The organism is Lysobacter sp. M2-1 (assembly GCF_022662495.1).
Classification (GTDB): domain Bacteria; phylum Pseudomonadota; class Gammaproteobacteria; order Xanthomonadales; family Xanthomonadaceae; genus JAKPBU01.
The window spans coordinates 157,809-170,421 of sequence record NZ_JAKPBU010000001.1 but is presented as its reverse complement, the minus strand read 5'-3'; the positions used below and the strand labels follow the sequence as shown (position 1 = coordinate 170,421).

At 68.3% G+C, this 12,613-nt stretch carries 11 protein-coding genes; 4 read left to right on the top strand and 7 right to left on the bottom strand.

Annotation, left to right across the window (positions count from 1 at the left end; genetic code table 11):
* The first annotated feature begins 102 nt into the window (after positions 1 to 102).
* Both MC375_RS00675 and tkt read left to right on the top strand, forming a co-directional pair.
* Positions 103 to 1,425 carry a dicarboxylate/amino acid:cation symporter gene (locus tag MC375_RS00675; protein WP_242101364.1) on the top strand — a complete coding sequence of 441 codons (1,323 nt, stop codon included), beginning with the start codon at positions 103 to 105 and terminating at the stop codon, positions 1,423 to 1,425.
* Between the two features lie 76 nt (positions 1,426 to 1,501).
* On the top strand, positions 1,502 to 3,490 hold the full coding sequence (gene tkt / locus MC375_RS00670) for a transketolase (RefSeq protein ID WP_242101363.1): 1,989 nt from the start codon (positions 1,502 to 1,504) through the stop codon (positions 3,488 to 3,490).
* 60 nt (positions 3,491 to 3,550) lie between these two features.
* On the opposite strand, the gene MC375_RS00665 is transcribed toward tkt, so the two are convergent.
* Positions 3,551 to 4,459 (bottom strand): hypothetical protein, encoded by a 909-nt coding sequence (locus MC375_RS00665; RefSeq protein WP_242101362.1) that lies wholly within the window; start codon positions 4,457 to 4,459, stop codon positions 3,551 to 3,553.
* Between the two features lie 39 nt (positions 4,460 to 4,498).
* Positions 4,499 to 5,464, bottom strand: a complete 966-nt coding sequence (locus tag MC375_RS00660) for a DUF1579 domain-containing protein (protein ID WP_242101361.1) — start codon at positions 5,462 to 5,464, stop codon at positions 4,499 to 4,501.
* 190 nt (positions 5,465 to 5,654) lie between these two features.
* Here MC375_RS00660 and MC375_RS00655 point away from each other — a divergent pair, with 190 nt between their 5' ends.
* Positions 5,655 to 6,596, top strand: coding sequence for a LysR substrate-binding domain-containing protein (locus MC375_RS00655; protein ID WP_277929261.1), 942 nt, complete (start codon positions 5,655 to 5,657; stop codon positions 6,594 to 6,596).
* 78 nt (positions 6,597 to 6,674) lie between these two features.
* Positions 6,675 to 7,175, top strand: coding sequence for a hypothetical protein (locus MC375_RS00650; protein WP_242101359.1), 501 nt, complete (start codon positions 6,675 to 6,677; stop codon positions 7,173 to 7,175).
* A 104-nt stretch (positions 7,176 to 7,279) separates the two neighbouring features.
* On the opposite strand, the gene MC375_RS00645 is transcribed toward MC375_RS00650, so the two are convergent.
* From MC375_RS00645 to MC375_RS00625, 5 genes are all read right to left on the bottom strand, one after another.
* Complete coding sequence (locus MC375_RS00645) at positions 7,280 to 9,253, bottom strand: acetyl-CoA hydrolase/transferase C-terminal domain-containing protein (protein ID WP_242101358.1); 1,974 nt, start codon at positions 9,251 to 9,253, stop codon at positions 7,280 to 7,282.
* Positions 9,254 to 9,288: 35 nt separating this feature from the next.
* Positions 9,289 to 10,038, bottom strand: coding sequence for a sulfite exporter TauE/SafE family protein (locus MC375_RS00640; protein ID WP_242101357.1), 750 nt, complete (start codon positions 10,036 to 10,038; stop codon positions 9,289 to 9,291).
* Between the two features lie 55 nt (positions 10,039 to 10,093).
* Positions 10,094 to 10,960 carry an MBL fold metallo-hydrolase gene (locus tag MC375_RS00635; RefSeq protein WP_242101356.1) on the bottom strand — a complete coding sequence of 289 codons (867 nt, stop codon included), beginning with the start codon at positions 10,958 to 10,960 and terminating at the stop codon, positions 10,094 to 10,096.
* The gene (locus tag MC375_RS00630) at positions 10,957 to 11,844 is read right to left on the bottom strand and encodes a S1/P1 nuclease (RefSeq protein ID WP_242101355.1); all 888 of its coding nucleotides are present in this window, start codon (positions 11,842 to 11,844) and stop codon (positions 10,957 to 10,959) included. Before MC375_RS00630 ends, MC375_RS00635 begins: the two co-directional genes overlap by 4 nt.
* A gap of 94 nt (positions 11,845 to 11,938) precedes the next feature.
* Complete coding sequence (locus MC375_RS00625) at positions 11,939 to 12,559, bottom strand: OmpW family outer membrane protein (RefSeq protein ID WP_242101354.1); 621 nt, start codon at positions 12,557 to 12,559, stop codon at positions 11,939 to 11,941.
* Between the last annotated feature and the right edge of the window lie 54 nt (positions 12,560 to 12,613).

Genomic DNA, 12,613 nt, shown 5'->3' with positions numbered 1-12,613 from the left:
AGGCGCTCGCCAGCGCGAGCCCGAGCGTACGCAGCCCGTGATGTGATCGCACCCCGGCGCGGTCGGTTAAGCTGCCGCGGTTCGATCCACACGGAGTTCCGCATGTCCGCATCCGCCGCCAAGCCGCGCATGCCGCTGCACTGGAAGATCGCGATCGGCTTCGTCGCCGGCCTGGCGCTCGGCCTGCTGGTGTACTACAGCGTGGGCACCGAGGCGCCATGGGTGCAGACGCTGACCCGCTACGTCACCCAGCCCTTTTCGACGCTGTTCCTCAGCCTGATCTTCATGCTGATCGTGCCGCTGCTGTTCTCCGCGCTGGTGGTGGGCGTGTCGGAAATGGGCGACATCCGCTCGCTCGGGCGCATCGGCTGGCGCACGCTGGCATACACCGTCCTGCTCTCGGGCATCGCGGTGCTGCTGGGCCTGGTGATGGTGAATGTGTTCAAGCCCGGTGCCGGCGTCGACCCGGTGCAGGCACAGCAGCTGCTGAGCGAAAGCGCCGAACGCGCGCAAGCCATCGTCAAGGACAGCGCAGAGCAGCCCAAGGGCATGGACATGCTGCTGGCGATCGTGCCGCAGAACGTGATCGGCGCGGCCTCAAGCAACGCCAGCATCCTGGCGCTGATGTTTTTCGCGCTGATGTTCGGTATCGGCATCGTGATGAGCAGGGAGACGCCGGCGATCGCCACGCTCAAGCGCGGCATCGAGGGTCTGTTCGAGGTTTCGATGACCCTGATCGGGCTGGTGATCCGGCTGGCGCCGTACGCGGTGTTCTGCTTCATGTTCAACCTGGCCGCGCTGTTCGGCTGGGACCTGGTGTTCCGGCTCGGCGCATACGTGCTCGTGGTGGTCGGGGCGCTGGCGATCCATTTGTTCGTGATCTATCCGATCGCGCTCAAGGTGTTCGGCAACTACTCGCCGGTCCGGTTCTTCCGCGGCTCGCAGGAAGCGATGCTGATGGCGTTCTCCACCGCCTCGTCGAACGCCACGCTGCCCACGGCGCTGCGGATCGCCGATAGCGAGCTGGGCCTTCCGCGACGGATCTCGCGCTTCGTGCTGACCATCGGCGCCACCGCCAACCAGAACGGCACCGCCCTGTTCGAAGGCGTGACGGTGCTGTTCCTCGCCCAGTTCTTCGGCGTGGACCTGTCGATCGGCCAGCAGGTCATGGTGATGCTGGTGTGCATCCTGGGCGGCATCGGCACCGCCGGCGTGCCATCGGGCTCGCTGCCGGTGGTGGCGTTGATCTGCGCCATGGTCGGCGTGCCGCCGGAGGGAATCGGGCTGGTGCTGGGCGTCAACCACCTGCTCGACATGTGCCGCACCACGGTCAACGTCACCGGCGACCTGGGCATTGCCGCGCTGGTGTCGAAGGGCGAGGCCGACGCGCCCTCCCTGGCCGACGAAGGCGATCTGGCCGTTTGAGCCGGTCGGTCGCCCGGCCATGGGACAATAGGCCGCCCGCACCGTCCGCGGGACATTCCCCATTGCCTAGTGACCCATGACGACGCCCAGCCGCCGCGACCTTGCCAACGCCATCCGTTTCCTCGCCGCCGACGCGGTGCAGGCCGCCAACTCCGGCCATCCGGGCATGCCGATGGGCATGGCCGACATCGCCGAAGTGCTGTGGAACGACTACCTGCAGCACAACCCGGCCAATCCCAAGTGGTTCAACCGCGACCGGTTCGTGCTCAGCAACGGGCATGGTTCGATGCTGCAGTACGCACTGCTGCATCTGTCCGGCTACCCGCTGACGATCGATGACCTGAAGCACTTCCGTCAGCTGGAGTCGAAGACCCCGGGCCACCCCGAGAACTTCATGACCTGCGGGGTGGAGACGACCACCGGGCCGCTGGGGCAGGGCTTCGCCAACGCGGTCGGTTTCGCCCTGGCCGAGAAGCTGCTGGCACAGCGCTACAACCGCCCCGAGCTGGCGATCGTCGATCACCGCACCTGGGTGTTCATGGGCGACGGCTGCCTGATGGAAGGCATCTCGCACGAGGCCGCCTCGCTCGCCGGAACCTGGGGCCTGCACAAGCTGGTCGCGTTCTGGGACGACAACCACATCAGCATCGATGGCAACACCGATGGCTGGTTCACCGACGATACGCCCGCGCGTTTCGAGGCTTACGGCTGGAACGTGATCCGCAACGTGGACGGGCACGATGCGGTGGAGATCAAGACCGCGATCGATACCGCTTTGAGATCGAGCGACAGGCCCACCCTGATCTGCTGCCGGACCACGATCGGCTTCGGCTCGCCGAACAAGGCCGGCAAGGAATCCAGCCACGGCGCGCCCCTGGGCAAGGACGAAGTCGCGGCCTCCCGCGCCGCGCTCGGTTGGACGCACGGCGAATTCGAGATCCCGCAGGCGATCTACGATGGCTGGAAGGTCGGCGATGTCGGGCGGTTTCGCGAAGCGCAGTGGAACGAGCTGTTCGACGCCTACGCGGCGCGTTTTCCGCAGCAGGCGGATGAACTCACGCGCCGTTCGCACGGCGATTTGCCGGAAGGTTTTGCTGCGGCCGCCGATGCCTACATCGCCAGGCTGCAGGCCGATGGCCCGGTGGTCGCCTCGCGCAAGGCCTCGCAGATGGCGATCGAGGCCTTCGCGCCGCTGCTCCCGGAACTGGTCGGCGGGTCGGCGGACCTTGCGCATTCCAACCTGACCCTGTGGAAGGGCAGCAAGTCGGTCGCCACCGACGACGCGGACGCCAACTACATCTACTTCGGCGTGCGCGAATTCGCCATGACAGCGATCAGCAACGGGCTGGCGCTGCACGGCGGCTTCATTCCCTACGACGCGACCTTCCTGGTGTTCAGCGATTACGCCCGCAACGCGGTGCGCATGAGCGCACTGATGGGCGCGCGCGCCATCCACGTCTATACGCACGATTCGATCGGACTGGGCGAGGACGGCCCCACCCACCAGCCGATCGAGCACCTCGCCAGCCTGCGCTACATCCCGCATAACGACCTCTGGCGCCCCTGCGATGCGGTGGAATCGGCGGTGGCGTGGAAAGCAGCCATCGAACGCCGCGACGGTCCCAGCTGCCTGGTCTTCAGCCGCCAGAACCTGCCGCACCAGCCACGCAGGGATGCCCAGCTCGCCGACATCGCGCGCGGCGGCTACGTGTTGAAGGACAGCAACGGCACGCCGGAGCTCATCCTGATCGCGACCGGCTCGGAAGTCGGCCTCGCGATGGACGCGGCCGCGCAGCTCGGCGATCGGGTGCGCGTGGTATCGATGCCCTCGACCGATGTCTTCGACCGCCAGGATGCCGCGTATCGCGAGGCGGTGCTGCCGAAGGCAGTGCGCAAACGCGTCGCCATCGAAGCCGGCGTCGGCGACTTCTGGCGCAAATACGTTGGCCTGGACGGGGCGGTGATCGGCATCGACCGCTTTGGCGCTAGCGCCCCGGCCGAAAAACTGTTCCCGCATTTCGGCTTCACGGTCGACCACGTCGTGCAGGCGGCGAACGCGCTGTAGCGGGGGACATAAGCTGCGGATGGCGACTGCGCTCGACGCAGCGCCGCCCGTGGGCCAGGTCTAGTCGGCAGCGTCGTGGGCAATCGCCCGCAGGCGGTAGCGCAGCCGGTACAGGTCCATGCCCTGTCCGTCAGCACGTTCGGCGGAGAGTGTGATGGTGTCCGGGGTCGACCAGTCGAGCATCGCGCCGTAGCTGTCGTAACGACGGCTGTTGGCCGGCGATGGCAGCCGTTCGCCTGCGAGGTAATGGCCGGCACGCGGCGAGGAGACGAACATGTCCACGCGGTCGCGGCGGAAATCCTGTGCGCGTGCGAACACGATGGTTTCACCATCGTGCAGGAACGTGGCATCGAATTCGTTTGCCGTGGTGTTCACCGCTCCGGGCAGGCGCTGCGCGGGCGCAAACCTCGTTCCGGTGCGGGCAGCCAAGAACAGGTCGTGCCCACCGTTGCCGCCGGAGCGGTCGCTCGAGAACAGCAGCCGGCCGCCCAGCGGTGCGAGCATGGGGGCGAACTCGTTGGCCGCGCTGTTCACGGCTGGGCCCAAATGCTCGACCGCGCCGAAGCCGGCACCCGTCACCGCGACGCGGTACAGATCGTCGCCGCCCATGCCGCCGGGCCGGTCCGAGCAGAAATAAACGAAGCGGCCATCCGACGAGAACGCCGGATCGAAATCACGGGTAGGCGAATTGAACGCAACGGGGGATGCCTCGCCCCAGACGCCGGCGGTGCGGCGCGACATCCAGATGTCGTAACCGCCGGCGCCGCCGGGGCGGTCGCGGCTGAACCAGAGTGCGGTATTGCCGTCGGGGCTCAAGGTCAGGCGGATCTCGGCGTGCACTGTCGAAGCGATGCCAGGCGCGAACGGCGTTGCTTCGCCCACAATCTCCAGTATCGGCTCCGGGGCTGGTCCGGCGACGCCGGCGCTGGCCACGACGGCAAGCGCCAGGCCGAGCAGGACATTGCGCATGGGTTGGGCTGGTCTGGTTGTTCGGTGCACGAATCGTCCTCAGGACTGCCGCGTGAAGTCGCTGATCCAGTTCGATTCCCAGGTGGCACCACCATCGGTCGAACCGGCCTGTTCCCAGCGCGCCGAATGCGGCGTGATCCGCGACCAGATCACGCGCGTCTTCACCGGACGTCCCTCGTGGGTGTCGTCGCCGACGAAGGTGCCGATGCCATCGGCAAACCCGCCGCGTACCGGGGCGCCGATCGCGCCAGGGAACCTGCCGTCGAGCCACCAGCTGAGCCACTGTTTCGTCGATGGATCGAAGGCGCGGATTCCGATACCCCGCACCGGGCCGTCGGGAAAGCGCATCAGGTTGTCGCCCACGTTGCCGTGGCCGCCCAGCACCGGCCAGTTGACGAGGGTGCCGTCGAATTCGTCCCAGGCCTGGCTGCCGGCGAATCGTTGCCGCAAACGCCGGTGGCGGACCTGCCAGCGGCCCACCAGGAAATCGAAGTCGTGCGGCGCGTCGTCGCGCAGGGGCAAGAACGCGGACTCGGCCGCGGTGCGGGTGAACCAGTTGCGCCAGTTCACTTCCCAGCTCGCGCCGTTGTCGGGGGAGAACGCCTGCTCCCACCAGGGCCGCGGGCCGTTGATGTCGCGCCAGCGGAAGCGCATGACGATGGGCTTTCCGCGCAGCGTGTCGTGGCCGATGAACGTGCCGGTGTCGCCCTGGAAGGTGCCGCGCACCGGCGGGTCGATCCGGGTCGGGTCGCGACCGTCCAGCCACCAGATCGACCACGAACCGGCTGCGGCATCGAACGCGCGGATGCCCAGGCCGCGATAGGCATCGCCAGGTAATTCGACGATGTTGTCGTCGATCGTGCCCAGCCCGTCCATGGTCAGCCACATCGCGCTACGCCCGGGAAATTCCTCCCAGGTGTGGTCACCCGCAAGGCGGTGTTTGAGCCGCCGATGCCAGACCTTCCACGTACCGCGCAGCCAGGCCCAGTCGCGGGCATGCGTCATCGCCGGGTCCGCTGCCCAGGCAGGCGCGCACATGGGCACGCCGAGGGCTGTCAATCCTCCCGTCGCGGCCAGGGACGCGAGAAAATTCCGTCTGCGCATGCTGTTCTTCCGTTGTTCCGATGCGCTGGAGCGTGGCAAGACCATCGGCCCTTGACCACCCGAAGTCGACCCGCCAGCCTAAGTCAGACTTATGGTCGACGATCGGCGTCTCCCTTCGCTTGCCTCGATCCGTGCCTTTGAGGCGGCCGCGCGCGTGGGCAGCTTCGCCGCCGCAGCGCAGGAACTCGACACCACCGCGGCGTCGGTCAGCTACCACGTCCGCCGGCTGGAAGCGCAGACCGGCATGCAGTTGTTCCGGCGTCATGCACAGCGCGTCGAGCTCACTGCGGCCGGAGAGTTGGTGGCGGCAGAGGCTACCCGTGCCTTCGCCCTGCTGCGGGCGAGCTTCGCGAAGGCGGCGGACGTCGATGCGTTGCGACTGTCGGTCACCACCCTGCCCACGCTGGGCACGAGTTGGCTGACGCCCAGGCTGGGCCGCTTCCGCGCCCGGCATCCGGACATCGCGTTCGAACTCGATCTCTCGCCCGAGCCCCAGGACCTGGCGTCGGGGCGGTTCGATGCTGCCATCCGCAATGGCCTTGGCGACTGGCCTGGGCTGGCGACTGTGGAACTGTTCCCCAGCGTGTTCATGCCGCTGTGCGCGCCGGCGATGCTCGGCGCCTGCGCGGATCTGGCCGATCCGCAGGCGCGACCCGAGTTGCCGTTGCTGGGTCGGCCCGACTGGTGGGCGCTGTGGTATCGCGCGCTCGGTGCCGATTGCGTGCCCCGCCCTGACCGCTTCGGCACCACCTTTTCGGCCGAATACCTGGACATCGCCGCAGCGATCGCAGGGCAGGGCATTGCGATGGGTTCACCGGTGCTGTTCCGTGACGACATCGAAGCCGGGCGCCTGGTCCCCGCGCATCCGCTGGTGGCCACCGACGGACGGCGCTTCTGGCTGGCCTATCCGGCCGTACGCAGGCAGGCGCACAAGATCGCCTGTTTCAGGGAATGGTTGTGCGACGAGGCGGCCACCGCACTGCGTGCGATCCGATTGCGCCTGCCCCGGTTGCCCGGTCCCAGCGCGCCGTGATCGCGCCGATCTGCCAGAATCCGGTCGCCGCGATCGCAGATCACAGGGCGGCGCGTGCCACATGCAAGGGACTTGCACATGAACGAAGACGACCAGCGGCTTTCCCTCACCATGAGCCTGCGGAAGCTGCGGGCAATCGACGAGGCGATGGATGTCGTCGAATCGCACTTGGAGCGCCTGCTCACGGTCGACGAGGAATGCGACGAGGACGATGAGGAGTTGCCGGGACGGCCGACCCTGCGCTCGTTCCAGCCGATGCCGGAAACCCGATTGCAGGGCGATGCCGAGCGGTTCTGCCGCGAGACGCTGATGCGTCTGGTGCTCAACCCGCAGCTCGACGCCGAGGGCATGGGCGTGGCCGACGCCGGCGAGATGCTGCGCGCGCTCGACCAGCTGCGCCCGCGGTTGGAGCGCCTGCAGCGGTTGGGCGACCGCGCCTCGCACGCGCATTCGGCGCTGAGCGAGAGCCTGATGACCGCGGCGACGCTCGGCTACGCGCTGCTGGAATCGGCCGACAGGCACGAGGGCCTGGAGCGGCTGCGCGCCGCATGGCAACCGCGGCGGCGCCGGAACCGCTGAGGCTGCGCGCGTCGCGGCCGATGGCCGCGCACGGCGCGAAATGCGCGCGAACCCGCGGCCGTAGCGTGGCACGGCGACAAGCGATCGCTTGAACACGGCCCGCCTCAGCCGCGTGTGCTGTTGAGCGCGTACGCCACCAGCCGGGTCAGCAGCTTCTCGCGCAGCCCCTGCGGCTTGTCCAGCTGCATGCGCGCCAGCGCTTCGCGGTCGGCGGTCCGGCCCGCGAAGGTCGAGCGGAACAGCGTCATTGCCTTCGCCCAGGGCGTGGCCGTATTGGCCCTGAGCCAGCCCAATGCCTTGACCAGGCGCTGTTCGGCCGCGGTGAAATCGCTGCCCAGCGGATAGTCCGGCAAGGTGCCGTCGGCGCGCAGCGACGCCAGGGCATCACGCAGGCGCCCAGGCGTATTGCGTTTCCACGCGTCGGCAGCCTTGAAGTCCTTGTCCAGCTTCAGATGGGTCTTTGCGCGATCGAGCAGCTGCGTTTGGAAACGCGCATCGCTGATCGCGGACATGGCGATGACGCAGTCCTCGTCGGCCATGCCGCGCAGGTCGGCGATGCCGTATTCGGTGATGTAGAGATCGCGCAGATGGCGCGGGATCGTAGTGTGGCCGTAGTTCCAGCGGATGTTGGGCTTCGGCCTGCCCCCCTCGTCGCGCGTGGCGCGCAGCAGCAGCGCCGAACGCGCATCGGGCAGGGCGTGCGCCATCGCAACGAAGTTGTACTGGCCGCCGACGCCGGAGACCACGCGGCCGTCTTCCAGGCCGTCGGACACCGCGGCCCCGAGCGCGGTGGCCATCATGCAGGTGTTGAAGAAGCGCGCGTCGCGGCGCTGCAGGCGTTCGAGCGTTTCGTTGCCGCCGTAGAGCTCGTTGACCTCGCTCACTCGGCGCATGCCGATGCCGCGCCGGGTCCTGGCGTCCAGGTTGCGCAGCCAGTCGTAAAAGTCGGGCGAGCCCAGGAAGAACGCGCCATGCAGAAACTCGCCGTCGCGTTCGAGCAGCTTCTTGTCCGACAGGTCGGCGGTGCCGTCGGCGACGCGCCGCATCAGCGCTTCGTTGTCCACCACCTTGCGCCGGATCACGCCGGATTCGACCAGGCGCTTGAAGCCCTCGTTGATCATTTCGCTGCAGCCGTACAGCCCGCGCTCGAACGGATCGAGACCCCCGCTGGCGACCACCGCGCCATTGCGTTCCAGTTCCGAATCCAGCGCCTGCAGCACGCGCCGGTAGGCGGCGTTGTCCGTATGCCGCAGCGCCAGCGCATGGCAGAGCGCATCGGCCAGTGCGCCGATCCCGATCTGCAGGGTGCCGCCGTCGCGTACCAGCGCGCTGGCGTAGAAGCCGATGGCGTAGTCGGCGTCGCTGACCGGCTGGCGTGGCAGCGCGAACAGCGGCGGGTACGCGCCAGAATGCAGCGGAGGCGGCAGGACCACCATGTCGAAGAAGCCGGCGTCCACCGCGGCCACGCCGTCCAGCCACGGCAGCTGCGGGTCGATCTCGGCGACCAGCACCGGCCGCGGCAGTCCACGCGCGACGATCGCGTCGATCGCATCGAAAGTGAGGTCGGTATTGGACGACAGCGACAGCCGGGTGTCGTCCGGGTTGCTCGCCACTTTCTGCACCAGTACGTTCATGCCGCGATCGGCCAGTGCACGTGCCACATGCGTGTAGTTCAGGCTGGAGTAGCGTCGCTGCGCCTGCGCCGAGCCCAGCAACGCGCCGGACTGCAGGTAGAACTCCTCGACGTGGACATGCGCCGGCAGAGCGTCGCGCTTCTGTGCCTGCACGTAGGTCAGGCGCGGGAAGTCATCGCCGTACAGGCGTGCCACGAACGGCGCGAGGAAACGCTTTTCCAACGCGCTCGACCCCGAGGGGGGATCCAGCGACAGCGCCGTGTAGAGCGTCAGCGACCGCGAGGGGTCGGCTTCGATGCGTGCGTACAGGGCGTTGAGGAAGCGGTGCGGCTTCCCGATCCCCAACGGCGCGCCGACCCGGAGCGGGCCTTCAATGCTGGCGAGCAGGGAGGCGACCGCATCGTCGAGGGAGTCGAAGAACGCCGGCAAGCGGGACTGCGTCATGCCGGCATCATCGTCGCTGTCCTGTTAATTTTCACTCAGGCGAACAGCAACTTCCCCGCCGCAATCAGCAGCACGATCCCCAGGGCGTAGCGCAGGCCCCTGACCGGCAGCCAGCGCAGGCCGAGCTGGGTGCCGATCAGCGCGCCCAGCGCGACCGCGCCCAGCCACAGCGGCAGGGCCTGGGGCAGGGTGCCGCTGGCATGCATCAGCCCGGCCAGGCCGGTGAGCGAATTGATCCAGACGAATGCGACCGAAGTGCCGCTGGCCTCGCGCGTGGGCATCCAGTGCGCGAACAGCAGGATCGGGGTCAGGAAGATCGCGCCGCCGGTGCCGGTCAGGCCCGACAACAGGCCGATCGCGGCCCCGATCAGCAGCGCCGCAAGCCACGGAACGGTGCGCCCCGCATCGTGCGCGTCGCTGGCTTCGGCGCGCGAGGCGCTGCGGAACACGCCGATCGCCGCCGCCAGCAGCACCAGGCCCAGCAGCAGCGAGTAGCTCTCCTTCGGCAATCTGATCTGTGCGGCGAAGAACGCGGCCGGTGCGGAGGCGAGTACGAAGGGCAGCACGTTGCGCCAGCGCACGTGCCCGCCGCGCCACCAGCGCAGCAGGCCGATGCCGCCAACCAGCAGGTTCAGCGCGAGCGCTGTCGGCCGCACCTGTTCGGGCGCGAAACCGAGCAGCGCCATCGAGGCGATGTAACCGCTGGCGCCGGCATGGCCGACCGAGGAATAGAGCACGGCGACGGCGAAGAACAGCGCGGTCAGCAGCAGTTCGATCTCGCTCATCCCGCAGCCCGGCGTCCGCGATGCGACATCGACGGTTCGGCACGCACGGTTACCGTCATAGCGTGTCCAGCGGCACCTTCAGATAGCGCACGCCATTGTCTTCGGGCTGCGGTAACGCACCGGCGCGGATGTTGACCTGCACCGAAGGGATGATCAGCGCCGGCATCGGCAGGGTCGCGTCGCGCGCCCGGCGCAGGGCCACGAACTCGGCTTCCCCGGTGTCCGCCCGCACGTGGATGTTGCCGCGCTTCTGCGCGCCGATGGTGGTTTCGCAGGCGGGGGCGCGGCCACCCGGGCCGTAGTCGTGGCAGATGAACACCCGGGTTTCGTCGGGCAGTGCGTACAGGCGCTGGATCGAGGCGTACAGCATCGCCGCATCGCCGCCGGGAAAATCGCAGCGCGCGGTGCCGCCGTCGGGCATGAACAGCGAATCGCCGGTGAACAGCGCATCGCCGACCAGATAGGCGCTGCTGTCGCTGGTATGACCCGGCACGGAGAGGACCCGTGCCTGCAGGTCGCCGATGCGGAAGGTTTCTCCGTCCACAAACAGCCGGTCGAACTGCGATCCATCGGCGCGAAACCCGGGGTCGAGGTTGTAGATGGCGCGAAACGTGTCCTGCACCCGCACGATGCCGGCGCCGATCGCGAGCACGGCATCCGGGTAGTGGTTCGATTTCAGCCAGTGCGCGGCGGAAAGATGGTCCGCGTGCGCATGGGTTTCCAGCAGCCAGCGCACCTGCAGGCCGCTGGCGGCCGCGGCGTCGACCAACGCCTGGGCGGAGACGAAAGTGACGCGGCCGGAGGCGCCGTCGTAGTCCAGCACCGGATCGACGATCGCCGCCTCGCGCGTGGCCGGATCCCAGGCCAGATAGCTCCAGGTGCCGGTACCGGCGTGATGGAACGGGGCGACCGTCGGCTTCATCGCGCTGCGTTCGCGGACCCGAGCGTCTCGTTCAGCACGGTGGCGAGCCGGTACGCCGCCTGCCTGACGCGTTGCTCGGCCAGCGGTCGCATCGCGTCGGGATAGGTCTGGTCCATCTTGTGGCCAGGCGGGTACAGGCCGCGCGCGTCGATCAGCCGGCACGACTCGCCGGCCCAGGCCAGCGGCGGCGACAGCGGCTGGTCCGGCAAGGGCGGCCAGGGCAGGGCGTCGAGCTTGTCGGCGTACTGCGGCAGGGTGAGACCGCGCTCGCCGAGGACGTAGTAGTCCCAGACCGCATGCAGGTTGGTACCCATCACCCCGTCGACGTACTTGTCCTTCGCATAGGCTTCGGGCGCAAGGCCGGTGCGCAGGCTGATCTGGTAGCCGTTGCCGCCGGCATCGGTGCGGTTGCCGGCGTGCATCGGCTGGTGCACGTCGCCGACGAAGTGGACGATGAACTTCAGCGCGTCGCGCCGGGCCGCGAGCGGCTGGCTGCCGTCGGCCAGGATGGCGCGCTGGCGTTCGATCGCGGTGACGACGCAACCTTCGCTGCAGTCGCGCGCGACATCGAAACCGCACCCTCCGCCCCTGGCATTGATGTAATGCCATTTCGAGGTCAGCTTGAAGCGCGGCGGATCGCTGTTGCGCAGGTCGTCGGCCCAGGTCGCCACGCCGGCCAGGCTGGGATCGGGCTCGTCGGCCAGCAGCGCCTGCACCTGTGACAGGGCCTGAGGCGTCAGGTGGCGCTGGGCCAGTTCGCCGACCAGACGATGGCCCAGCGCGCTCCACGCGCCCACCGGGCCGGCCAGAAGCAGCAGGATCAAAACGGTCAGCGACAGCAGGCGCGCTGGGCGCCGTGAACGCGTCGGCGGGGCCTGGATCATGCCTGGGATTGCCGGGGTCTGGTCCATGCCGCCACTTTACCGGAGCAGCCCCCCGCTCCGACTGGAACGGGGGCGATTCACCGCCGGGCGAACGTCAGAACTGGAACACGTAGGCGACGCCGTAGGCGAGCGGATCGATCTGCACCGTGCCCAGGTCGGCGCCGTCGAGCTCGACGTCCGTGTCGATGTCCATCCAGCGCACATCCACCCGCACCGCGCCGCGTTCGCCAATCGCAAAGTCCAGGCCCGCATGGGCGGCCAGGCCCCAGGAATCGTCCAGGCTCAGCCGGGTGCCTTCCAGCGCGCCGCGGGTGTCTTCGCTGAAGAACATCGTGTAGTTGACGCCGGCGCCAACGAACGGCCGCACCCTGCCCGCGTCGAAGTGGTATTGCAGCGACACGGTCGGCGGCAGCTGCTTGGTCGAACCGACCGTGCCGACACCGACGATGGCGATGTCGTGTTCGAACGGCCACGAGGCCAGCACCTCGATGCCCAGGTTGTCGCGGATGAAGTATTCGGCGGTGATGGTGGGCTTGATGTCGTCGTCGACCTCGACCTCGAGGGTGTTGCCGGCGAGCGATCCGTTGTCGGACTTCGGGTTGACCTGGTGGACGCCGACACCGAACGTCCAGTCGCCGGCGGACTGGGCGAGGGCCGGTGTGGCCAGGGTGCCGAGCGCGAGCGCGGCGCAGAGTGGGAGCAGTTGCTTGGACATGAGTGGCCCTCGTGGGCGATGTGAACTGGCGCCAGTGTCCATTTCGCCGGCGTG

Bases quoted from the DNA above. Each gene is read 5' to 3' on its own strand.
- MC375_RS00675 (WP_242101364.1), top strand. From the start codon at position 103: ATGTCCGCATCCGCCGCCAAGCCGCGCATGCCGCTGCACTGGAAGATC.
- tkt (WP_242101363.1), top strand. From the start codon at position 1,502: ATGACGACGCCCAGCCGCCGCGACCTTGCCAACGCCATCCGTTTCCTC.
- MC375_RS00665 (WP_242101362.1), bottom strand. From the start codon at position 4,459: ATGCGCAATGTCCTGCTCGGCCTGGCGCTTGCCGTCGTGGCCAGCGCC.
- MC375_RS00660 (WP_242101361.1), bottom strand. From the start codon at position 5,464: ATGACGCATGCCCGCGACTGGGCCTGGCTGCGCGGTACGTGGAAGGTC.
- MC375_RS00655 (WP_277929261.1), top strand. From the start codon at position 5,655: ATGGTCGACGATCGGCGTCTCCCTTCGCTTGCCTCGATCCGTGCCTTT.
- MC375_RS00650 (WP_242101359.1), top strand. From the start codon at position 6,675: ATGAACGAAGACGACCAGCGGCTTTCCCTCACCATGAGCCTGCGGAAG.
- MC375_RS00645 (WP_242101358.1), bottom strand. From the start codon at position 9,253: ATGACGCAGTCCCGCTTGCCGGCGTTCTTCGACTCCCTCGACGATGCG.
- MC375_RS00640 (WP_242101357.1), bottom strand. From the start codon at position 10,038: ATGAGCGAGATCGAACTGCTGCTGACCGCGCTGTTCTTCGCCGTCGCC.
- MC375_RS00635 (WP_242101356.1), bottom strand. From the start codon at position 10,960: ATGAAGCCGACGGTCGCCCCGTTCCATCACGCCGGTACCGGCACCTGG.
- MC375_RS00630 (WP_242101355.1), bottom strand. From the start codon at position 11,844: ATGATCCAGGCCCCGCCGACGCGTTCACGGCGCCCAGCGCGCCTGCTG.
- MC375_RS00625 (WP_242101354.1), bottom strand. From the start codon at position 12,559: ATGTCCAAGCAACTGCTCCCACTCTGCGCCGCGCTCGCGCTCGGCACC.